Raw genomic sequence first — 22576 nt, forward strand, 5'->3', positions numbered from 1 at the left:
TTCTTTTTTCATGGTTTCTACAACCATTCTCTTGAACTCCGGCGTATATCGTTTGTTTGGTACTCCTTTTGGCATAGCAAAACACCCCACTTGTTAGATAGTATATCATACTGTCTAACATGTGGGGTGCTGTTCATTTTACAGCGGGGATTTTTTTGGTTGTTTATTTGTTTTCGTCAGTGTTTTCCGCGGAAGTATCCGGCGTTTCGGGTTCAGTCGAGGGCTTGTCCTCAGTCTGAGCATCTTCGCCCTTGTCCTCCGGCGGCATTTCAATCTTTTCGCTCGTCATCGAAATGTGCTTGGCGGGCGCTTCGATCACGCTCGGCTGCGAGGGGCGGAAGCCGTCCTCGCTCTTGCGCGTGGAAGCGTAGGCCTCTTCGACGGTCGAGGGATCGCGGCCTTCGAGGATAGCGACCATTTCGCCGCCCGTGATGGTCTCCTTTTCAAGGAGGTAGGCGACGACCTTGTCCATATCCTCGCGGTTGTCGCGGATGACCTGTACGGCGTCCTTGTAGCACTCGTCGAGAATGCGCTTGACCTCGCGGTCCATGATGGCGGCGGTATCCTGCGCGCAGTCGAGGCCGTAGCCGCCGTCGAGGTACTGATTGCGCACCGACCCGAGCGCGACCATGCCGACCGCGTCGCTCATACCGTACATGGCGACCATGTTGCGCGCGATGCTCGTCGCCTCCTGAATATCCTGCGAGGCGCCGTTGGTCATCGTGTTCATCACGACCTCTTCCGCCGCGCGGCCGCCCATCGAGACGGCGATCTTCGCCATCAGCTCATCGCGTGTGCGCAGGTTCGTCTTGTCCTCTTCGGGCATCAGGAGCGTGTAGCCAAGGCTTCCCTCTGTGTGCGGGACGATCGTGATCTTCTGCACGGGCTCGGCGTTTTTCTGCTTGTAGGCGACCATCGCGTGGCCGACCTCGTGATAGGCGACGAGCTTCTTTTCAAACTCGGTGAGGACGCTGCATTTCTTCTCGCTGCCCGCGATGACGAACTCGAACGCCGCGAGCATGTCCTCCTGCGTGACGAGCTTGCGTCCCTTGCGCACGGCGCGCAGCGCCGCCTCGTTGGCGAGGTTTGCAAGGTCCGCGCCCACGCAGCCCGCGGTCGCGAGCGCGACCTTCTTGAGATCCACGTCCTCGGCGAGCTTGATGCCGCGCGTGTGGACCTGCAGCGTTGCTAAGCGGCCGGCGAGGTTTGGGCGGTCGACGGTGATGCGGCGGTCGAAGCGGCCGGGGCGCAGCAGCGCCTTGTCGAGCACCTCCGGGCGGTTCGTCGCGGCAAGCACGATGACGCCCTTGCTCGGGTCAAAGCCGTCCATTTCGGCGAGCAGCTGGTTGAGCGTCTGCTCGCGCTCGTCGTTGCCGCCGCCGTAGCGCCCGCCGTCGCGGGATTTGCCGATGGTGTCGATCTCGTCGATGAAGATGATGCAGGGGGCGACCTTCGACGCCTCGGCGAAGAGGTCGCGCACGCGGCTCGCGCCGACGCCGACGAACATCTCGACAAAGTCAGAGCCGGAGATCGAGAAGAACGGCACCTTCGCCTCGCCTGCAACGGCCTTGGCCAGCAGCGTTTTACCGGTACCGGGAGAGCCGACGAGCAGCGCGCCCTTGGGGATCTTTGCGCCGATGGCGGTGTACTTTTCAGGGTTGTGCAGAAAGTCGATGATCTCGACGAGCGATTCTTTCGCTTCGTCCTGACCGGCGACGTCCGCGAACGTCACGCCGGTGGACTTTTCCATGTAGACCTTGGCGTTGGCCTTGCCGACATTGCCGATGCCGCCGATCCCGCCCATGCCGCCGGACTTTTTCGTGATGAAGTTCATCAGCAGCATGAACGCGCCGACCATCAGCACCGTGGGCAGAATATAGCTCACCATGAACGTGAGGATCGGCGAAACGGGCGGCTGATAGGGCTTGGTGTAGGTCACGCCGTGCTCATCGCACAGGGTGATCAGCTTTTCCGTCGCGTCGGGAATGATGGTGGTGAAGAGCGTATAGTTCTGATCATAGCGCTTGCCGTCGTCATCCGTGTAGGTAAAGCCGTCGACCGGCGTGATGGTGAAGACCGTGTCGCCGAATTCGATGGACTTGACCTTCCCCTCCTCCACGAGTTCGACAAGCTCGCTGTATGCGATCTCGCACGAAGACTCGGCGGTGCGGGCCTGATCGAGCATGACGGAGAGGTAGTTCACACCGATCGTCAGCAGCAGCGCCCATAGGACGATCGACCACATGCCCCCGCCGCGCCGGCGGTTCTTGTCGCCGCGATTGCGGTTGTTTCTGTTGTTTGGCTCCATGTTGTTCCTCCTGTCGGGAGACAGAAAAATGCGAAGATGCGCACTTTTTGAATTAGTGATTTCAACTATACCATATATAAGAAAATCGCACAAGTTTTCTACGGTGAATTTTCGATGAACTTTTGCCTTGCGCCCTCTTTATCTTGCCCTTGTTCTGTGTTATAGTTGCAATGGAGTATTCTATAAAAATTTGTCACAAGGAGAAATTTCTTTTATGGATAAGGAACGCAAGGAAAAGACCGCGCGCGTGCAGGACGCGGAGGCCGACGGCATCATCGAGGGCCGCAACGCCGTGATCGAAGCGCTGCGCGCGGGCACGACCATCGACAAAATTTTCATCCAGAAGGGCGAGACCGATAAGACGCTCGGCCACATCGCCTCGACCGCCCGCGCCGCGGGCGTGGTCGTCGTGGACGCGGACAAGCGCAAGCTCGACTTCATGTCCCGCACGCACGCCCATCAGGGCGTCATCGCGCTCACGAGCGTGCGCGAATATGTCAGTGTTGAGGATATTTTGAACATCGCGCGCGAAAAAGGCGAAAACCCCTTGATCGTCGTCTGCGACGAGATCTCCGACCCGCATAACCTTGGTGCGATCATCCGCACGGCGGAGTGCGCGGGCGCGCATGGCGTCGTCATCCCCAAGCGCCGCAGCGCGGGCCTCACGAGCATTGTCGCCAAGACGAGCGCGGGTGCGGTGAGCTATGTGCCCGTCGCGCGCGTGCCGAACATCCCCGCGCTTTTGGAGCAGCTGCAAAAAGAGGGCGTCTGGGTCTTCGGCACGGCGGCCGAGGGCACGAGCGACCTCTACTCCGCGGACCTCAAGGGCCCCGCGGCCATCGTCATCGGCAGCGAGGGCGACGGCATGACGAGACTGGTGCGCGAAAAGTGCGACTTCCTCGTCAGCATCCCGATGAAGGGTAAAATTTCGTCGCTCAACGCCTCCGCGGCGGCGGCCATCCTCCTCTACGAGGCGGTGCGCCAGCGCCTGGGGCAGTGACGGTAAAGAAGGAACGATATGGACCCCAAAGACCTTGAATTTGAAGAAACGCTCGCCGACTCCGAGCTGCTGCTGAAAAACACGGCCCGCAGCATGGACGAGGACGCGGAATTCACGCTCGAGAGCATTCTGGCCGAGTACGGCAGCGGCACGCCCGCCGCGCCCGAACCGAAAGAAAAAGAACCCGAGCCGCCGGCGGAAAAGAAACCGCCGGCAAAGGTCGTCCCCCTGCCGAAAAAGGCGGAGGCGGCGAAAAAAACGGTGGATGAAACGGCGGATGAGACCGCCCGCATCCCCGTCATCCCCTTCCCCGGTGCGAAAAAGGCCGAAGAGCCGATAGAAGCCGAACCGGAAGAGAAAACGGACGCGGAAACCGAAGAAGAACCGCCGCAGGACGACGAGCCCAAGTCCATGAGCTTGCAGGACATCCTGGCCCAGACCGTGCAGGAGGCGCTCTCCGAGCGCGAGGACACGATCATCGAGGAGGAGCCGCCGCGCCGCGGTTTGTTCTCCCGCCGCAAGATGCGCGACACCGAGCAGCTCTACGACGACGCGGAGGAGGAAGAGGACGAGGAAGAAGCGTTCGAAGAGCCCGAACCCGAGCTCCCCGAGCCGCCGCTGACCGAAACGCTCTCCGACTACCGCGCCCAGCTTTCGGGCGCGACGAAGGCGCGCCGTGGGGCGGGTATTTTCACGCTTTTGCTGTGCGTCATGGCGGTGCTGGAGCATTTTTCCATCCTGCCGGAGGCGTACACCGCTGATCCGATGATCCGCGCGCTGCCGCTGCTGGCGGTCGAGGCCATCGTCTGCGCCATCGGCTGGCGCATTTTTGCGGGCGCGCTGCGCTCGCTCAAACAGGGAAAAGTCACGTCGGGCTTTTTGACGATGCTTCTATGCCTTGTCACGCTGCTCGATACGGCACTCTATGCTTTTCTTCCCGCGCGCGCGGCGCTGTCGCTGCCGCTGCCGGTGCTGGGGGCGATGTCGGTCTACTGCGCGCTGCTGGGCGAAAGTCTGCGTCTGCACGGCATGTATGACACGTTCCGCATCGCGGCCATCGGTAATGCGCCGTATATCGTCACCGTGACGGCAGGGGGCGCGGCCAAGCGCGTGGGCCTGCCGGGCGGATTTTCGAATTCCGCGCGCGCAAACGACCCCTATTCGCGCTGGCAGAGCGTGCTGCTGCCGGTCTTCCTCGCGGCGGCGGTTGTGTTCGGCGTGCTCTCGACGCTCGAGACGAAGCAGAACGCGCTGCTTGCGTGGAACCTCTCGGTGATGCTCGCGAGCGCGAACCTGCTCGCGTTTCCGATGGTGTGCGCGCTGCCGCTCAAGCGCATCGCCGCGCGGCTTGCCAAAAGCGGCAGCGCCGTGGCGGGCTTTTCCGGCGCGGACGCCATCCGCCGGAGCAACTGCGTCATCCTGACCGATGGCGACCTGTTCCCGCCCGGAACGGTCACGCTCGGCGGGCTCAAAGTTTTCGGCGAGGAGAGCGGCAAGGTCATCTCCTACGCCGCGACGATGGCCCACGCGTCCGAAAGCGGCCTGAGCCGCCTTTTTGACAATCTTCTCGCCAGCGACGGCGGCTTCCGCGAGCAGGTCGAGGACGTCGACTTTTACGAAGAGGGCGGCGTCGGCGGCCGCATCCACGGCGAAACGGTGCTCTTCGGCACGGCGGGCTTTATGAGAAAGCGCGGCGTGAACCTGCCGCGCAACTTAGGCCTCAAGACCGGCGTGTTCCTCTCGGTCGACGGCACGCTCATCGCGGTGTTCGCCGTGAAGTACATGCCCGCGGAAAATGTCGACTGGGCGCTCCACGCCCTGCACCACAGCCGCATCACCCCCGTCCTCGCCGTGCGCGACGGCAACATCACCCCCGCGCTCTTAAAGCGCAAGTTCGGCACCGACGCGCGCGCGGTCTACCCCAAGCTCTCGACGCGCTTGGCGCTCTCCGAGCGCGGCGGCGGGCGGCCGTATGCGCTGCTCATGCGCGAGGGCCTCATGCCGTATGCCGAGGTCGTGCTCGGCAGCAAGCGGCTCTGCGCGTCCGCAAGGCGCTGCACGGTGCTTGCATTTTTAGCCGCCACAGCGTCAACGCTCCTTGCATTTTATTTAACTTTTGTCGGCGCATACAGCGTGCTCACGCCGTTTTCTCTGCTCATTTACGTACTTTTGTGGTCGCTCAGCGCGCTGGTCGACGCCCTGCTCAGCGATCGTTATTGACACTTCGAACGAAGAAAACGAAAATTTGCGGAAAAATATGGTTGTAATGGAGAGAAAAACATGATATCATTTCTGCATTGAGTATTATCCCATCTTATGGCGCGAGCCGATCTGGGATTTACGATTTTCGGAAGGAGACTGACCCATTATGAGTGCAAAAGACATCCGCAATATCGTGCTGCTTGGCCACAGCGGCAGCGGCAAGACCACCCTCGCTGAGAGCATGCTGTATCTCACCGGCGGCACGGACCGTCTGGGCAGAATTGCCGACGGCAACACCGTTTGTGACTACGATCCCGAAGAGATCCGCCGCCAGATCTCCATTTCTCTGGCCGTGGCTCCCGTGGAATACGACAGCTGCAAGATCAACGTGCTCGACGTGCCCGGCGGCTTCGACTTCGCCGGTGAGGTCGCGGAGGCCGTTCAGGCTGCCGACGCTGCCGTCATCGTCTGCTCGGCCAAGGCCGGCATGAGCGTCGGCGCGGAAAAGGCGTGGAAATATTGCGAGAAGAACTCTCTCCCCCGTCTGCTCTACATCTCCAAGACCGACGAGGAGAACTCCGACTACAACGCCGCGTTCAACACGCTGCGCGAGCGCTTCGGCAAGAACATCGCCCCCGTCGTCGCCCCCATCTGGGACGAGAGCAAGAAGGTCATCGGCATCATCGACGTGCTGCATAAGCGCGCATTTGAGTTCGGCCCGGGCGGCGGCCGCGTCGAGATCGAAGTGCCTGAGAACAAAAAGCCCGTGCTCGATGAGCTCTACGACGCGCTCAAGGAGTCCGTCGCCGAGACGAGCGAGGAATTTATGGAAAAGTTCTTCGCCGGTGAAGACTTCACCTATGCCGAGATGATCCATGGCCTGCGCCAGGGCGTCAAGGATCTGTCCCTCTTCCCTGTCGTGTGCGGCTCCGCCATTCAGGGCATGGGCACGCGCATCCTGATGGATACCATCGTCGAGCTTCTTCCCCAGCCGCAGGACGCCCGCGCCCTGATGGCCGAGAATGAGGACGGCGAGTCCTCCGAATTCGTCGTCGCGCCCGGCGCACTGCCGACCGCGTTCGTCTTCAAGACCATTTCCGACCAGTACGGCAAGTATTCCTACGTCAAGGTGCTCTCCGGCTCCATCAAGCCCGATATGCCCATGGTCAATGCCCGCACCGGCGAGACCGAGAAGCTCGGCCGCCTGTACATTCCCAAGGGCAAGAAGTATACCGAGGTCAAGGAGCTCACCTGCGGCGACATCGGCGCCATCGCCAAGATGGACAAGGTCAAGACCGGCGACACGCTCTGCGAGCCGCGCAAGGTCGTCAAGATCGAGCCCATCCCGTTCGATGAGCCCTGCTACAGCGTCGCCATCGCGCCCAAGACCCGCGGCCAGGAGGATAAGATGGCCCAGGGCCTCAACCGCTTGAACGAGGAAGATCCGTCCTTCCGCGTCGTCAACAACGCCGAAACGCACCAGATGGTCGTCTCCGGCGCGGGCGACATCCAGATCGACGTGCTCGTCAACAAGCTCAAGAGCCGCTTCGGCGTCGAGGTCGTGCTCGACACGCCGCGCGTGCCCTACCGTGAAAAGATCCGCAAGACGGTCTCCAAGCAGGGCCGTCATAAGAAGCAGACCGGCGGCAGCGGCCAGTTCGGCGACGTTTGGATCCGCTTCGAGCCCAACGAGGAGAGCGAAGAGATGGTTTTCGCCGAGGAAGTCTTCGGCGGCAGCGTCCCCAAGAACTTCTTCCCCGCGGTCGAAAAGGGTCTGCGCGAGGCCTGCGTCCACGGCCCGCTCGCGGGTTATCCCGTCGTGAACCTCAAGGCTGTCCTTTACGATGGCTCCTATCACCCGGTCGACTCGTCTGAGATCGCGTTCAAGACCGCGGCGAACCTCGCCTACAAGGCAGCCATGCCCGAGGCGTCCCCGGTCCTGCTCGAGCCGGTGTGCGAGCTCAAGGTTACGGTGCCCGACCAGTACATGGGCGATATCCTTGGCGATCTCAACAAGCGCCGCGGCCGCGTCATGGGCATGACCCCGACCGGCAACGGCGAGCAGGTCATCGAGGCCGAGTGCCCCGAGGCAGAGCTGATGAGCTACGCCATTGACCTGCGCTCCATGACCCAGTCCCGCGGCTCGTTCGTGATGCACTTCGTGCGCTACGAGCAGTGTTCCGCCGACGCACAGGCGAAGGCTGTCGCTGCCGCAAAGGCGATGCAGGAAGCGGAATAATTGCTTCTGCACAGCAGAAAATAAGTAAAAAGAGAGGGCTTCTCAAAAGAGAAGTCCTCTCTTTTTCCGCGCATGGCGCGGAGGGGGAGCAGCCCGAAGAGGCTGCGGCTTTTTCCCGCACCGTGTGGGGGTCCAAGGGGCCCTGCCCCTTGACCCCGCCATTGCGGGTTTGCAGCTTGAAGGGCTGCACTCGCTGCGCAGTGTGGGTGCGGTGTACATGGCTTCGCCATGAATCCCTGCGAGTCGTGATCTGACAGCAACCGCGCCTTACTGTCGTGAGGCGCGAGTGACGTTTTCTCGGCGGCAGACTGCGTGCGAAATAGCGGCATTGCTGCGCTCGCCGCATTGATGGGACTGGCGGTAAACGGAAATTACTGCGTACTCCTACAAGATGGGCAGAGCGGCAGCGGATGATGGGAGCAGAGGCAAATCGTATAGCAGCTTCAAACGCGGCAACGCCGCGCTATGGGCAGTGCAATCGGCAAGCATTGCAGCTCTTCGAGCTACCCGCTTGCAATGCAAATTTTCTCTGGGAGGGTGAAAGGGAGGGATATCTCTTTTCGAAAAAGAGATATCCCTCCCTTTCCCGCGCTCCCTGCATGGTGCAGGGAACAAAAGGCCCGCCTGCAAACGCAGGCGGGCCCTTTCTTATCACCTTTTGGAAAAAGCGGCTATCTCTTAGTACATGCCGCCCATGTCGCCCATGCCGGCGCCGGGAGCAGCCGGTGCGGGGGGCTCGGGCTTGTCGGCGACGAGCGCCTCGGTGGTCAGCACCATGGAGCTGACGGACGTAGCGTTCTCCAGCGCGGAGCGCGTGACCTTTGCGGGGTCGACGATACCGGCGGAGATCATGTCGCAGTAGACTTCCTTGTAAGCGTCGAAACCGTAGCCGACCTTGCCGCTGGTCTTGATCTTCTCAAGAACGACGCTGCCGTCGATACCGGCGTTGGCCGCGATCTGACGGATGGGCTCCTGCAGGGCCTTGACGATGATCTGGACACCGGTCTTCTCATCGCCCTCGACCTCACTGATGAGCTTTTCCACAGCGGGAACGGCATTGACATAGGCAGTGCCGCCGCCGGCGACGATGCCCTCTTCCACAGCCGCGCGGGTCGCGTTCAGCGCGTCCTCGATGCGCAGCTTCTTTTCCTTCATCTCGGTCTCGGTCGCAGCGCCGACCTTGATGACGGCCACGCCGCCGGCGAGCTTGGCAAGGCGCTCCTGCAGCTTCTCCTTGTCGTATTCGCTGGTGGTCACGCCGATCTGGGCGCGGATCTGCGCCACGCGGTCAGCGATGGCCTGCTTGTCGCCGGCACCGTCGACGATGGTGGTGTTCTCCTTGGTGACCTTGATCTGGCGGGCACGGCCGAGCATGTCGATCGTGGTGCTCTTGAGCTCGTAGCCAAGCTCTTCGGAGATGACCTGGCCGCCGGTCAGGATGGCGATATCCTGCAGCATTTCCTTACGGCGATCGCCGAAGCCGGGCGCCTTGACACACACAACGTTCAGCGTGCCGCGCAGGCGGTTGACGATCAAGGTGGAGAGAGCCTCACCCTCGACGTCCTCGGCGATGATGACGAGCTTCTTGCCGCTCTGAACGAGCTGCTCGAGGATCGGGAGAATGTCGGAGATGACGGAGATCTTCTTATCGGTGATCAGCAGGTAAGCGTCGTCGATGACGGCTTCCATCTTCTCGGTATCGGTGACCATGTACGGGGTGATGTAGCCGCGGTCGAACATCATGCCCTCGACGACCTCGCTGTAGGTCTCGGCGGTCTTGGACTCCTCGATGGTGATGACGCCGTCGGCGCTGACCTTCTCCATGGCCTCGGCGATCAGCTTGCCGATGAATTCGTCACCGCTGGAGACGGTACCGACGCGGGCAATGTCGTCCGTGCCGTTGACCTTCTGGGAGTTGGCCTTGATGGCGGAGACAGCAGTCTCAACGGCTTTGGCCATGCCCTTCTTCATCACGACGGGGTTTGCACCGGCGGCGAGGTTCTTCAAGCCCTCGCGCACCATGGCCTGCGCCAGCAGCGTTGCGGTCGTGGTGCCGTCGCCCGCGACGTCGTTCGTCTTGGTGGAAACTTCGCGCACGAGCTGCGCGCCCATGTTCTCGAACGGATCGTCGAGCTCGATCTCCTTGGCGATGGTCACGCCGTCGTTGGTGATCAGCGGAGCGCCGAACTTCTTGTCGAGCACGACGTTGCGGCCCTTGGGGCCGAGGGTGACCTTGACGGTATCAGCAAGAACGTTAACACCGGCCTCAAGCGCCTTGCGCGCCTCTTCGCCGGACTTAATCAGCTTAGACATAAGAGTGTACCTCCATTAGAAATTTCGCGGAACGCGAAAATAATTTAGATCATTTTTGCCGCGACATGCGCGTGGCAAAAATACTTTGACCCAGCCGCCTTGGGCGGCGTCGCCAGTCCGCAGACTGGCGGTGGGGAATCCAAAGGGGGAGCCTGCTCCCTCTTTGCGAGTCTTACTCGACGATGGCCAGAATATCGCTCTGACGGACGACGACGTACTCCTCGTCATCGAGCTTGACCTCGGTGCCGGCATACTTGCTGGTGATGACCTTGTCGCCGGGCTTGACGGTCATCACGACATCGTGACCGTCCACCATGCCGCCGGGGCCGACGGAAATGACTTCGGCAACGGAGGGCTTCTCCTTGGCGCTGGCGGTCAGGATGATGCCGCCCTTGGTGGTCTCTTCGACCTCGACCATCTTGAGGATGACGCGGTCAGCAAGCGGTGTGAGTTTCATGGCTTGGTGCCTCCTTGTATATTTTAAAAATTTTAGCGGTTTCAGGCGGGTTAGCACTCAAACTTGATGAGTGCTAACCAACGCTGCTATCATAGCGCACTGTCAAGGCATTTGCAAGGGGTATTTGGGGATTTTTTCAAAAATTCACAGCTTATTCAAAATCTCCTCAGCCCGCTTGCGTCCGCTTTTCCATCGAAGAGGCGAAAGAGGTCGAATGCCGCAGCATTCGACCTCTTTTGTCATTTATTTCGTTATTAAGCTGCCGCGTTACCGCACCGTCGCGTCCGGATCGCAGCCCTTGGGCGCGAAAAAGTTGACCTTCTTGTCCGCGAGCTTCAGCGTCACGCACTGGGAGTGCATGCTCTCGCCGTCAAGGCAGGTCGTGAGGTCGTCCTCGAGCGCCTCGATGCGCACGACCTTCGCTGTCGAGACGCGGATGATGTCCTGCGGCAGCTTTTTGTAGTCGCCCGCGCTGTAGCCGCCGAAAAGCGTCGCAAAGCGTGCCTTGCTGACGTTCTTGACGAGCACCGTATGTAAGACGCCGTCGGTCATGCGGGCCTCCGGCACGGGGGTGGAACCGCCGCCGTAGTAGCGGCCGTTGCACATCGAAACGAGCGCGAACGTGTCTTCGATCACCTCATCGTCGAGCGTGACGCGCCATCTGCGCCCGATCTTGTGGAAGAGGAAGTTGACCGCGACGCTGGCTAAATAGCTCCCGCGGCCCGAGAGCATCGGCGACGCGCCGAACTCGTGCACGCTCTCGGCGATGCGCGCGTCGATGCCCGTGCAGGCGATCGTCAGGCAGTATTTGCCGTTGCAGTCGATGAGGTCGAGCGGTGTCACGTCACCGTTCCACAGGTTTTCCGCGTCAAGAAACAGCGGCTCGGCGTCCTTACCGAAGTTTTTAAGGAAATCGTTGCCCGTGCCGATGGGGATGCAGGTCATCGCAGCGTTGGGAAAGCCTGCGATGCCGTTGGCGATCTCGTTGACCGTGCCGTCGCCGCCGCAGGCGTAAAAGCGGACATAGTCGCCCGTCTCCGCAATGGCGCGCGTCAAAGCCGTCGCATGCCCGCGCGATTTGGTGAGCATGCACTTAACGTCCAAATTGTGGTTCTTTTTCAGCGCCTCGGCCATCGTGTACACGCGCTGGCGGCTGTCCTTCTTCCCCGCTGCGGGGTTGATGATAAAAATGTGCTTCAAGAAGCTCACTCCTATGCAGTTTGCTATTTTCAATATACCGCAGGTCATTTGAAAATGGAATGGGCAGAGTGTTAAGAGATTGTAAAGAAGTTGCGATTCCTTTTCGCGCGGGTGCGAAGCGCTATGCGGCACTTCGGCCGCGGGGATTGCAGCGCCAAAGGCGATGCACGAATCAAGGGGGGATATTCTCTTTCCTCGGAAAGAGAATATCCCCCCCTACACCCCTCAAGAGAAAGGGCCTCGATTGGCAGTCTCAGGCCTGAATGGCCTTTATGCCTCCGGAATGCAACTGCCCCGTACGCGGCGTTGCCGCGTTGAAGTTGCTATACGATTTGTCTCTGCTCCTATTATCCGTTGCCGCTCTGCCCATCTTGTAGAAGTACAGCCTAATCACCGTTTATCGCCAGTCCCTACAATGCGGCAAGCGCAGCAAAGCCGCATTTCGCAGGCAGTCTGCCGCCAGACAAACGTCACTCGCGCCTCACGACAGTAAGGCGCGGCTGCAACACGTAACGACTCGCAGAAGATTCATGGCGAAGCCATGTACACCACACTTACATTGCGCAGCGCGTGCAGTTATTCAAGCTACAGACTGCCAATGTCGGGGGTCGAGGGGCTCTCCCCTCGCGTTCTCTTGGGGGATTTAAAGGGGGCCATTCTCTCACGTGAGAGAATGGCCCCCTTTTCCCGCCCCCCTGCGCGGCGCAAGGGAATAAGGAGCAGCGCTGGCGCGCTGAAATTTCAGATGCTCAAACCATTGAGCCTGCACAATGTATTGACCACCGCAAAAATAATGACCGCGCCGAGGTTGGCGGTCGTATTATCCTGGTCGAACCGCGGGGAGATCTCGCAGATATCGAACCCGCGGACCTTGCGCGTGCGCAGCACATGCTTGATGAGCGGCAGTACGATCTCGGGGTCGAGGCCGAGCGACTGCGGCGCGCTGACGCCCGGGGCGAACGCGGACGAGAAAACGTCCGAGCAGACGGTGATGTAAGTATCGTCGCACTGATAGAGAAACTGGTCCATGCGCTCAAGAATGGACTCCAAGTTCGAGGCCTGTAAATCCTTGGCGAGCACATAGTCGACGCCGAGCTCCTCGGCCTTTTTGAAGAGGCTCACGGTGTTGCTGTGCTGCTGGATGCCGATGGGGAAATAGTGATACGGTGTGCCTTCGGCCTTGCAGACATCCGCCATCTGGCGGAACATCGTGCCGGACGAGTTGCCCATGTCGTACGGGCGCAGATCAAAGTGCGCGTCAAAGTTGACGATGCCGAGCTCCGGCGTCTTGCCCTTGTCCTTTAAGAAATTGTGCTGGCCCTGGAAGTGGCCGAACGTCGTCTCGTGGCCGCCTCCGAGCACGATGGGGAACAGGTTCCGGCGCAGAATTTCCTCCACCGCGCAGCCAAGCTCGCGCTGGCCCTCTTCGAGCGAAATTTCATCACAGATGATATCGCCCGCGTCGTAGAGCTTGACCTCCTGCGAGAACGTGCAGGGAAGGCCCGACATCTGGCCGCGCACAAAGTCCGGCGCGAGCGCCGTGCCCGTGCGGCCCTTATTGCGCGCGACGCCCTTGTCGCTGCAAAAGCCGATAAACGCAAAACCAAGCTTGCCGGTAAACGGCGCGCCGTCGTCGTTCAGGTCGATGGGCTGCACCCACTGGTGCCAGCGAAACGCGTCGTAATCGGTCTCGCTGTCGATTCTTCCCTTCCAGCTGTCCATGGCGCTGACATAATGATCCAAAAGCATATCTGATTGCACTCCTTTACTGTCTTTCCGATCGTGGTCTCCTTATTCATCCAGCTTGAGGACAGCGAGGAACGCCTCCGTCGGCACCTGCACGGTGCCGAGCGAGCGCATTTTCTTTTTGCCCTCCTTCTGCTTTTCGAGTAGTTTTTTCTTTCGGCTGATATCGCCGCCGTAGCACTTCGCGAGAACGTCCTTGCGCATAGCCTTGACGGTCTCGCGCGCGATGATGCGCCCGCCGATGGCCGCCTGAATAGGAATTTCAAAGAGCTGGCGGGGAATGTTGTCCTTGAGCTTTTCGCACAGCTTTCTCGCGCGGGCGTAGGCCTTGTCGCGGTGCGCGATGAACGACAGCGCGTCCACCTGATCGCCGTTGAGCAGGATATCGACCTTGACGAGCTCGCTCGGGCGGTAGCCGGAGAGCTCGTAATCGAGCGAGGCGTAACCCTTGGTGTTGGCCTTGAGCGTGTCGAAAAAGTCGTAGATGATCTCGTTGAGCGGCATCTCGTAATGCATCTCGACAAGGTAGGTGTCGAGGTACTGCATGTCCTTGAATTCGCCGCGGCGGTCTTGACACATCGGCATGATATTGCCGACGTAATCGGGCGGCGTGACGATCGTCACCTTGACGTAGGGCTCCTCGGCACGCTCGATGTGTGCGGGGTCGGGGTAGTTGTGCGGGTTGTCGACGCGCACCATCGTGCCGTCGGTCTTGTATACCTCGTAGATGACGCTCGGGAGCGTGGTGACAAGGTCGAGGTCAAATTCGCGCTCCAACCGCTCCTGAATGACCTCCATGTGCAGCATTCCGAGGAAGCCGCATCGGAAGCCGAAGCCCAGCGCGACGGACGATTCCGGCTCAAACATCAGCGAAGCGTCGTTGAGCTGCAATTTTTCCAGCGCGTCGCGAAGATCCGGGTATTTGCTGCCGTCTTCAGTGTAAATGCCGCAGTAAACCATCGAGCGCACCTTGCGGTAGCCCGGCAGCGGCTCGCTCGCGGGATGCTCGACGCCCGTGACCGTGTCGCCGATCTGCGTCTCGTGCACGTCCTTGATGCTCGCGGTGAAGTAGCCGACCTGACCGGCCTCTAACTGCTTCGCAGGCTCCAGACCCAGCGGGCGCATCAAGCCGCATTCGAGCACCTTGAATGTTGCGCCCGTCGCCATCATCTTGACCTCCATGCCGGGCTTGATCGTGCCCTGCTTCAAGCGCATGTAGACGATAACGCCGCGGTAGGCGTCGTAATAGCTGTCGAAAATGAGGGCCTGCAGGGGCGCGTTCGGGTCGCCCTGCGGGCAGGGAAGATTCTGCACGATGTCTTCGAGCACGGCGTCGATGTTGATGCCCTGCTTGGCGGAGATTTCGGGCGCATCCTCGGCGGGGATCGCTAAAATGTCCTCGATCTCCTGCTTGACGCGCTTGGGGTCGGCGGCGGGCAGGTCGATCTTATTGAGCACGGGGCGGATCTCAAGGTCGTGCTCCATTGCAAGATACGTATTAGCAAGTGTCTGCGCCTCGATGCCCTGCGAGGCATCGACGACGAGCAGCGCGCCCTCACACGCCGCGAGCGAACGTGAGACCTCGTAGTTGAAGTCGACATGGCCCGGCGTGTCGATCAAATTGAGCGTGTAGACCTGCCCGTCGGCGGCGGTGTAATCGAACGTGACGGCGCGGGCCTTGATCGTGATGCCGCGCTCGCGCTCCAAGTCCATGTTGTCGAGGATCTGGTCCTCCATCTCGCGCGCAGAAACGGCGTTGCACTTTTCAAGCAGCCGGTCCGCCAGCGTCGACTTGCCGTGGTCGATGTGCGCGATGATGGAAAAATTTCGAATGTTCTTTTCGTTCATAGCTGTTGCTCCTGTTTGTTGTCGGCAAGGCGACGCTGCGCGCCAAATGGCGCGTCCAAGCGTTTTGCCGCAGGGGAAATTCTTATTTCCTGCTGAGCAGGGAATTGGTCTTTTCTTCGGTGCTGTGGAGTACCTGCGTCACGCTCTGCATGAGGCCGGGGTAGAAGGACGCGAGCGCTTCATCCTCCATAGAGGCGAACGCGCCGTCCTTTTCGGAAAGCTGCGCGAGCGAGGAGGCGTAGGCGATGTAGTCCGCGCGCATCTGCGCGTCCACCGCGCCGGACTGGTAGGCCGTGGCATCTAAGCCGAAGTACCCCTCTTTCCCGCCGCTCGCGCGGTGCAGCGCGCGGTAGAGCTGGTAGAACGCGCCGCCAAGGTAGCTGCCCGCCGACGTGATGAGCGTGCGGTCGTTCGTCTTGCCCAGCAGCTCGAAGAGGACGCCCGCGGTGTTGACGAGCATCTTCTTTTGCAGCGTGGCGGCGATGCTGCCGCGCAGCGTGCCCTTTTCATCGCTCGAATCGTAGAGCGATTCGGCGTCGATCATGCCGCCGTCGCGATCGAGCGTGCGCCCGAGCAGATAGTCCGCCGAGACGTGGTAGTAATCGCACGCCTTTTTGACGAACGCAAGCCCCGGCTCGCGGATGCCGTTTTCATAGTGGGACAAAAGCGCCTGCGAAATGCCGAGCTCTTTCGCGGCCTTGCGCTGGGAGATCCCCTTTTCCTGCCGCAGCAGGGCAAGGGTGCGGGAAAAGTCAGCATTCATGGCAATAACCTCGTCAAATAAAATACGGTAGGTTATAGTATAGTCTATTGATAACCGCTTGTAAATTAAAAATTTGCGCTGATTTGCCGTTTTACGCAAAAAAATCGGGCGCGGCAATTTCGCCGCGCCCCAAAACGGAGGAGAAAAAACAATGGGCTAAATGAGTACGCTGAGTAACCATGCCAGCGCGATGCCGCCCGCGCCGATGCAGCCCCACAGCGCGGGCGAGCCGCGCCTAAAAAAGCTGCGCTTGCTGCATGTCGCCGTGCGGCCGCAGGTGCGCGCCACGCGGCAGGCTTCGTCTACCAATCGCTGCGCCGTGACGCCGTTTCGGTTCATGGCGTCGTTGCGCACGATGAAAATGGCCTGTTCAAAAAGCTCCGTATCCGGCGAGTCGACCACGATCACTCTCCGCGATGTTCCCTTGACCATATTGAAAGCAGCACCTCCCGATGGAAAAACATTCTGCCTCCAGTATGCCCGCCGCGGCTGGCGCTATACGGGAAGAGCGAAAATTTTTGCACGCTCAGACCGCCTGCGCGCCGCTTGAATCCTCGGGAATGTAGAGCGCCAGAACACCCGCGTCGTCCGTGCCGCCGCGCTTATCCATACTGTCGGCCAGAATCGCCGCGACAAGCTGCTGGGGATCATGCCCCTCCCAGCCCGCAAGCAGGTTTTGCAGCCATTCGTCGTCAAGCGAGTCGGCCACGCCGTCGGAGAGCATCACGAGAAAGCACCCCGGCGAGAGCTTGATATGCGTCGCCTCCGGCGGGGGCGAGCCCTCCTGCAAGCCCGCGGGCAGGCACGAGCAGGTCACGCGGCGCACCGTGCCGCCGCGCTTTAGATAGCTCGGCGCCGCGCCGTACTTGTAGAGCTCGCCCTCAAGCGTCTGGAGCGAGAGCGTCAGCAGGTCGACTGTCGTAAAGCTGTCAGTCGACTCGGCGCGAAGAGAGAGCGCGCTGTTGAGCGTCTTGAGCGCGGGCGGCGCGTCGATGCCCGCGCGCAGAAAGCGCTCCAGCAGCCGCACGGCCATCGACGATTCGCGCTGCGCGGCCTCGCCGCAGCCCATGCCGTCGGAGAGGAGCAGGCAGAGCGTGCCGTCCTCGGTCTCAAAGTGGGCGGCGCTGTCGCCGCTCACACGCTCGCCGCGCTTGGGGCGCAGCGACAGGCCGACTTCGTAAGAATGCACCGGCTGCGTCGACACGGGGCGCAGCGCGCCGTCCGCCGCACTCTGCATGAGCTCGGAGAGCTGGGCGTACTGCGACGCCGCCTTTGCGCGGTCGTCCTCCAGCAGCCGCCGGTACTGCCGCCGCAGAAGATAGGCGCGCAGCTCGCCGTTCACGGCGGAGAGAAATGATGAAAAATGGATGCATCGCTCGGAAAAGTACGAGGGGAAATCCTCGCCCCTGCCCTGCCCGCGGCGCAGCAGCGCCGCCGTCGCGTCGTTGAGCGCGGTATAGGTGCGCTGATACTCCTTTTCCCAGCAGTAGCTGCACAGCGCACAGCCGCGGCAGACCTTTTCCGCCGCGCGGTCGAAGATGGCGGCGGGATTTTCCTCCGTCAGCGTGCGCGGACGGGCGATGCTGTCGTAAAGCTCGCGCAGCGCCGCGGCAGAGGCCGCGATCTTTCTGCGCACGGCGGCGTCCTCCTGCGCGGCCTCGTCGCTGCAAAGGCGCTTGCCGCGCAGGAACCGCGATGGGATCAGCAGGAATAACAGCGTCGCCGCCAGCCCCTCGTAGAGCAGCACAAGCCCCGCGTGCGCGTTCATCGGCAGGGCAAAGCACAGAATGCTCAGCGCAAACCACAGGGCCGAGAGCACGCGGTTGCCCCGCGCTGTGACGTTCACCAGCACCGCGGAAAACGCATATGACGCCGCGTGGACAAAGCTGCCGCCCCCCGCGCCGAGGTCCATCCCCAGCCCGATGCACAGCGCCGCCGGAATGGCGAACGCGCTGCCGCGCTCAAAGGCGAACAGCAGCACCGCCAGCATCGATAGGATGCGACCCGGCGCAAAGCCGTCCGCGGTTTCGAACGAGGACGCGGCCATCAGCACGCCGAGCAGGATGAAAAGCGGCGCGTAGGGGTGGTCCTCCTTTTCCTTGTCGCCGGTCGACAAAAGCGCGCGGCCGCTCATCGCGCCGAGCGCGCACAGCAGCAGCGCCATCAGGCAGTTTGCCGCCTCGCCCACGCCGTCGCGTAAGACGTAGACAAACTCGACGGAGAACATCATCCCCGCGCACAGCAGCGGCAGAAACGCCCGCTTTTTGTAGAGTTTCAGATCGAAAAACGCGTTGTTCGCCGTGAAGATCAGAACGCCCGCGGCGAAGGTCCTAAGTGCGTGCGAAAACGGCAGAAACAGCACAGCGCCCGCCGACGCGCCGATCAGCGCGCTCACCCCCCGCAATCCTGCGCCCGATGCACCGATCATGCCGAGCGCGAGCGGCGCGTAGCCACCGAACACCTGCGCACCCGCAAGCGCGAACGAGAGCGCAAAGCGCAGCACGCAGTCGATGACCTTTCCGGACCATTCCTTGCTTTTGAGCAGCTCGATCACCTTCACAGCCTGTCCCCTCCCTGTGCGTCGATTTATTGTGTCGGGGATTATTGTAAACGAGCGGAAAGAAAAAGCCTGTCGGGAAATACACGCGCAAAAAAAGAACCGGCAGTTTTGAAAACTGCCGGTTCTCTCGTTCACGTTGATGCTTATTTGACGATCATTTCCGCCTCGCGGGCGTTTTGCGCGATCATGTCGTGCAGCTCCTGCGTGGAGGAGAACTTCTTCTCCTCGCGCAGGTAGTCGAAAAAGTCGAGCTGTAATTTCTGCCCGTACAGGTCGCCATCGAAGCCGACAAGATATGTCTCGATCGTCACGGTGTTCTTGTCGCTCACCGTCGGCCGCACACCGACGTTCGTCACGCCCACACATGTCTCACCATTCGGCAGATGCGCGCGCGTGGCGTACACGCCGCGCTTCAAGGCGATGATGTGCTCTTCGGGGATGAGGTTTGCCGTCGGGAAAAGGGCTTTTTTGCCGATGCCCTCGCCGTGGCGCACCGTGCCCTCCACGGAAAAATAATGGCCGAGAAATTCCGCGGCGCGCCTGACCTCGCCCGCTTCCAGAAGCGAGCGGATATAAGTTGAAGAGACGGTCACACCGTCTTTTTCGACGCGCGGGATGATGTCGCAGCCGAGGCCGTGGGCGGCGCAGTAACTTCTGAGCTTTTCCACATCGCCCTCATTTTTGTGGCCGAAGCGGAAGTCGTGTCCCGCGACAAGGTGCAGCGCGTGATACTTCCTGACGAGAAGCTCAGAGATAAAGTCCTCCCACGGCATGGTCATCATGTTCCGGTCGAACGGCTCGACAAAGACCTCCTGCACGCCGTATTGTGTGCGGATGATGTTTGCGCGCTCAGACGGCGTTGTCAGCAGCGGCACGGGCTTTCCCGTGACGAATTCACGCGGCGAGCGGTCGAACGTGAACGCCGCAGAGCGGCAGCCGCGCTCCTGTGCGCGGCGCACTGCCATTTTGAGCAGCTCGCCGTGCCCGATATGCACCCCGTCGAAAAAGCCCAGGGCGATGACTGTGGATTCATTCATAGTTTCGGTTTCCTTTTTGCGTCAGCGTCACACGCTGAAAAAATTTCGTTTCGAGGTGAGCGTGCCGTCCTTCGCCTCCGACAGGGCAAGGAACGCCCCGTCGCGCCCGTAGACGCGGTACAGCCCGTCGGGGAGCTTTGCGCGCAGGGGATTGCCGCAGAGGCACTTGCGCTCCTGTTCAGTGCTCGGGATGGTGTAGGCCGGATACTGCCGGAACAGGTTGTCCGTGGGGCGGAGCAGGGCCTCGCCCTCGCGCTGCACGTCCTCGAGCGTCACGGCCTCGTCGATGCGAAAGTTCGACGCCTCCGTGCGGCGCAGCGCCGCCATGCAGCCGCCGCAGCCGAGCACCTGACCGAGATCGTGGCACAGCGTGCGGATGTAGGTGCCCTTCGAGCACACGACGCGCAGGGCGTACTGTCCGTTTCCCAAATTCTGTGTGAGCGCAAGGTCGAAGATCGTGATCTTGCGCGGCTTGCGCGCGACCTCACGACCCTGACGGGCGAGGTCGTAGAGCTTCTGGCCGTTTACCTTGATGGCCGAGTACATCGGCGGGATCTGCTCGATCTCGCCGAGAAAGCGCGGCAGCGCCGCGCGCACCTCGTCCTCCGTGACGGTCACGGCGCGCTCTTCGAGCGTTTCGCCGGTCGTATCCTGCGTGTCGGTCACAAGGCCGAGCTGTAAAACGGCCTCGTAGACCTTTTGCCCGCCCTCGGCAAAGGAGACGGCCTTGGTCGCCTGCCCGACGAACACGGGCAGAACACCCGTCGCCATGGGGTCGAGCGTCCCCGTGTGGCCGACGCGCTTTTCATGCAAAATGCCGCGCAGCTTGGCGCACACATCCATACTCGTCCAGCCCTGGGGCTTATCAATAATTACAATGCCGTTGGGCATAAATGGCCTCCTTTGCGCCAAGCCTTCGGCGCTTTTGCGCCATACAAGCGTTTTGCCAGCAGGCAAAACGCAGTTCTCTTTCTACTCTCCGCGCACCAAGATATGCGCGTTCATGCGAAAGCCGTATTTCTCGTAGAGGTGGACGGCGTCGTTGCCGTCGACCACCTTGACTTCAATTTTCCGGACGCCGCTGCCCGAAAATACCGCCATCGCCCAGTCCATCAGGGCCTTGCCGTATTTCCTGCCGCGGCACTGCGGCAGAACGACGAGGTAGTCGAGCTTGCCCGTGCCGTCTCCGTGCAGGTCGACCTTGCAGAAGCCGACGATCCCGCTGTCCTCTTCGATGACCGCGATGCGCGAGACGTTTTCTTCCAGCGCCTGTGCAAAAAGCGACAACGTTTTATCATAGGGCCGGCTCGGATAGCTGCCCTTGAAATTCGCGGACACGCGGTTGTGGTGCTCGGACAAGGCCTGCACGCACGCGCGCAGGCGCGGCGCTTCGTCCGCCGTGATTTGTCGCAGCGGCGGCAGCCGCTTTTCAAGCAGCACGAGCTGCACACCGGCGATACCGTTAAACGTGCACGGCACGACGCCGATCTCGGCGTAGCCGAGCTTTTGATAGAAGCGGCGGGCGCGCGCATTGCGCGCGTTCGTGTCGATGCGAAGGTACCGGCAGCCGTGCGCGAGGGCATAGCCCTCGTAAAATGCCGCAAACTCGCGGCCAAGGCCGCGCGATTTGGCCTCGGGGTCGATGACGAGCGTGTGCAGCACCATGACCTCGCTGTCCGGCGCGTCATAGCGCCAGTTCGCCCCCGCGTAGGAATCGACCTGCGTTTGGTTGAGAATGGCCGTGCCGACGATCTCACCGTTCTGCTCCTGCACGAAAAGGTCGCCGCGCGCAAGCGCGGCCTCCGCTGTCTCACGCTCGGGATACACGCCGCGCTGCCAGCCGATCGCGGCCTCGCCGCGCTCCTCTGCCGTGTGGATCTGGTCGTAAATGCGGCACACCGCGTCCAAATCGGCGCGCGCCGCCTTGCGGATCGTGCTCATGCCTCTTCCGCCACCGCTTCGGCGATGGCGTTCAGGATCATGGCGCGCGCGGTCTCATAGTCCGCGTGCTCAATGAGGCAGCCGGACGCCGCGCGGTGTCCGCCGCCGCCGAGGAACGAGCAGGCGCGCGTCGCGTTGACACGCGCGCCTGTGCGCACGCTGACCTTCCACGCGCCGTCCTTCGTTTCCTTCATCGTCACAGCGCAGTCCGTGCCCTCGACCAAGCCGCCGAGGGACGCAAGGTCTTCCATGTCGGCCTCGGAAAGCGCCATGCTCTTTTGTAAGGACTGCGGCACGGCGACGATGACGACGCGGTCCTCGTCGTAGAATTCCATCGTGCGCAGCAGCTCTCCCTCAAGCGCCAGGCGCTTTTTGCTCTTTGTGCGGAAGTGCAGCTTGTTGGCGGCTTTATAGTCGATGCCCGTCTCCATCAGCGCCGCGGCCACGCGGTGCGTGTTCGCCGTGACGTTGGAGTAGACAAAGCAGCCCGTATCGGTCGACACGGCGACATAGAGCGGCAGCGCAACAGCAGGCGTCAGCTGGCCGAGCTCCTGCGCGAGCTCGCAGAGGATCTCGCCGCAGGCGGCGCATTCGGGGTGCACGCAGCTCTCTTTGCCGAAGCCCTCGTAGCTCGGGTGATGGTCGATGGCGAGGTCGACGCGCGTTTTGAACATCTCGGCATTGTCGGGGAACAGGCTCAGCGCGGCGAGGTCGACGGAGACGACCGTCTTATAGTCAAAATCGTCCGCGACCCAATACTGCTCGACATAGGACTCGAAGTGCTCGGTCGTCTCGCGGTTATAGAGGATGCCCGCGGTCTTGCCCATCTGGCGCAGCATGGCGCACAGCGCCGCAGCGCAGCCGAGCGTGTCGCCGTCCGGACGGCGATGGGTGAGAATGAGGTACTTGTCGTGCGCGCGGAGGTATGCCGCGACTTCGGAAACGGTCATTCCTGCTCATCC

General features: G+C 61.4%; 16 protein-coding genes. 3 read left to right on the forward strand and 13 right to left on the reverse strand.

Translation table 11 applies throughout. The features are described from left to right. Nucleotides 1-163 precede the first annotated feature (163 nt). Nucleotides 164-2308: an ATP-dependent zinc metalloprotease FtsH gene (gene ftsH, locus NI20_RS0111390; protein WP_052084638.1), complete on the reverse strand. Its 2145-nt coding sequence runs from the start codon at nt 2306-2308 to the stop codon at nt 164-166. 214 nt (nt 2309-2522) lie between these two features. On the opposite strand from ftsH, the gene rlmB reads away from it, so the two are divergent. The 3 genes from rlmB (at nt 2523) to NI20_RS0111405 (ending at nt 7749) form a co-directional block, all read left to right on the forward strand. Next, nucleotides 2523-3308, forward strand: a complete 786-nt coding sequence (gene rlmB, locus NI20_RS0111395; protein ID WP_033121524.1) for a 23S rRNA (guanosine(2251)-2'-O)-methyltransferase RlmB — start codon at nt 2523-2525, stop codon at nt 3306-3308. Nucleotides 3309-3326: 18 nt separating this feature from the next. Next, nucleotides 3327-5528 (forward strand): hypothetical protein, encoded by a 2202-nt coding sequence (locus tag NI20_RS0111400; protein WP_033121525.1) that lies wholly within the window; start codon nt 3327-3329, stop codon nt 5526-5528. A gap of 148 nt (nt 5529-5676) precedes the next feature. Further along, nucleotides 5677-7749, forward strand: a complete 2073-nt coding sequence (locus tag NI20_RS0111405) for an elongation factor G (protein ID WP_033121526.1) — start codon at nt 5677-5679, stop codon at nt 7747-7749. A gap of 678 nt (nt 7750-8427) precedes the next feature. On the opposite strand, the gene groL is transcribed toward NI20_RS0111405, so the two are convergent. From groL to NI20_RS0111465, 12 genes are all read right to left on the reverse strand, one after another. Beyond that, a complete protein-coding gene (groL, locus tag NI20_RS0111410; protein ID WP_033121527.1) occupies nt 8428-10062 on the reverse strand; it encodes a chaperonin GroEL in 1635 nt (544 codons plus the stop codon). Nucleotides 10063-10234: 172 nt separating this feature from the next. Continuing rightward, nucleotides 10235-10519 (reverse strand): co-chaperone GroES, encoded by a 285-nt coding sequence (gene groES / locus NI20_RS0111415; protein ID WP_033121528.1) that lies wholly within the window; start codon nt 10517-10519, stop codon nt 10235-10237. A 267-nt stretch (nt 10520-10786) separates the two neighbouring features. Further along, on the reverse strand, nt 10787-11719 hold the full coding sequence (locus NI20_RS0111420) for a diacylglycerol kinase family protein (protein WP_033121529.1): 933 nt from the start codon (nt 11717-11719) through the stop codon (nt 10787-10789). Between the two features lie 741 nt (nt 11720-12460). Continuing rightward, nucleotides 12461-13468 carry a formimidoylglutamase gene (gene hutG, locus NI20_RS0111425; protein ID WP_033121530.1) on the reverse strand — a complete coding sequence of 336 codons (1008 nt, stop codon included), beginning with the start codon at nt 13466-13468 and terminating at the stop codon, nt 12461-12463. A 42-nt stretch (nt 13469-13510) separates the two neighbouring features. After that, nucleotides 13511-15313 carry a translation elongation factor 4 gene (gene lepA, locus NI20_RS0111430; protein WP_033121531.1) on the reverse strand — a complete coding sequence of 601 codons (1803 nt, stop codon included), beginning with the start codon at nt 15311-15313 and terminating at the stop codon, nt 13511-13513. Nucleotides 15314-15395: 82 nt separating this feature from the next. Next, nucleotides 15396-16076, reverse strand: coding sequence for a helix-turn-helix domain-containing protein (locus tag NI20_RS0111435; RefSeq protein WP_033121532.1), 681 nt, complete (start codon nt 16074-16076; stop codon nt 15396-15398). Nucleotides 16077-16232: 156 nt separating this feature from the next. After that, nucleotides 16233-16508 carry a hypothetical protein gene (locus NI20_RS0111440; protein WP_033121533.1) on the reverse strand — a complete coding sequence of 92 codons (276 nt, stop codon included), beginning with the start codon at nt 16506-16508 and terminating at the stop codon, nt 16233-16235. Nucleotides 16509-16602: 94 nt separating this feature from the next. Beyond that, complete coding sequence (locus NI20_RS0111445; RefSeq protein ID WP_033121534.1) at nt 16603-18636, reverse strand: SpoIIE family protein phosphatase; 2034 nt, start codon at nt 18634-18636, stop codon at nt 16603-16605. A gap of 143 nt (nt 18637-18779) precedes the next feature. After that, entirely contained in the window at nt 18780-19673 is an 894-nt protein-coding gene (locus NI20_RS0111450; protein ID WP_033121535.1) for a bifunctional riboflavin kinase/FAD synthetase, read from the reverse strand. A 27-nt stretch (nt 19674-19700) separates the two neighbouring features. Next, the gene (gene truB, locus NI20_RS0111455; protein ID WP_033121536.1) at nt 19701-20564 is read right to left on the reverse strand and encodes a tRNA pseudouridine(55) synthase TruB; all 864 of its coding nucleotides are present in this window, start codon (nt 20562-20564) and stop codon (nt 19701-19703) included. An 81-nt stretch (nt 20565-20645) separates the two neighbouring features. Continuing rightward, the gene (locus NI20_RS14740; RefSeq protein WP_081958492.1) at nt 20646-21614 is read right to left on the reverse strand and encodes a GNAT family N-acetyltransferase; all 969 of its coding nucleotides are present in this window, start codon (nt 21612-21614) and stop codon (nt 20646-20648) included. Beyond that, nucleotides 21611-22564, reverse strand: a complete 954-nt coding sequence (locus NI20_RS0111465; protein WP_033121537.1) for a bifunctional oligoribonuclease/PAP phosphatase NrnA — start codon at nt 22562-22564, stop codon at nt 21611-21613. Before NI20_RS0111465 ends, NI20_RS14740 begins: the two co-directional genes overlap by 4 nt. Nucleotides 22565-22576: the final 12 nt, after the last annotated feature.

The sequence above is a fragment of the Oscillibacter sp. ER4 genome (assembly GCF_000765235.1).
Taxonomy (GTDB): domain Bacteria; phylum Bacillota; class Clostridia; order Oscillospirales; family Oscillospiraceae; genus Hominicoprocola; species Hominicoprocola fusiformis.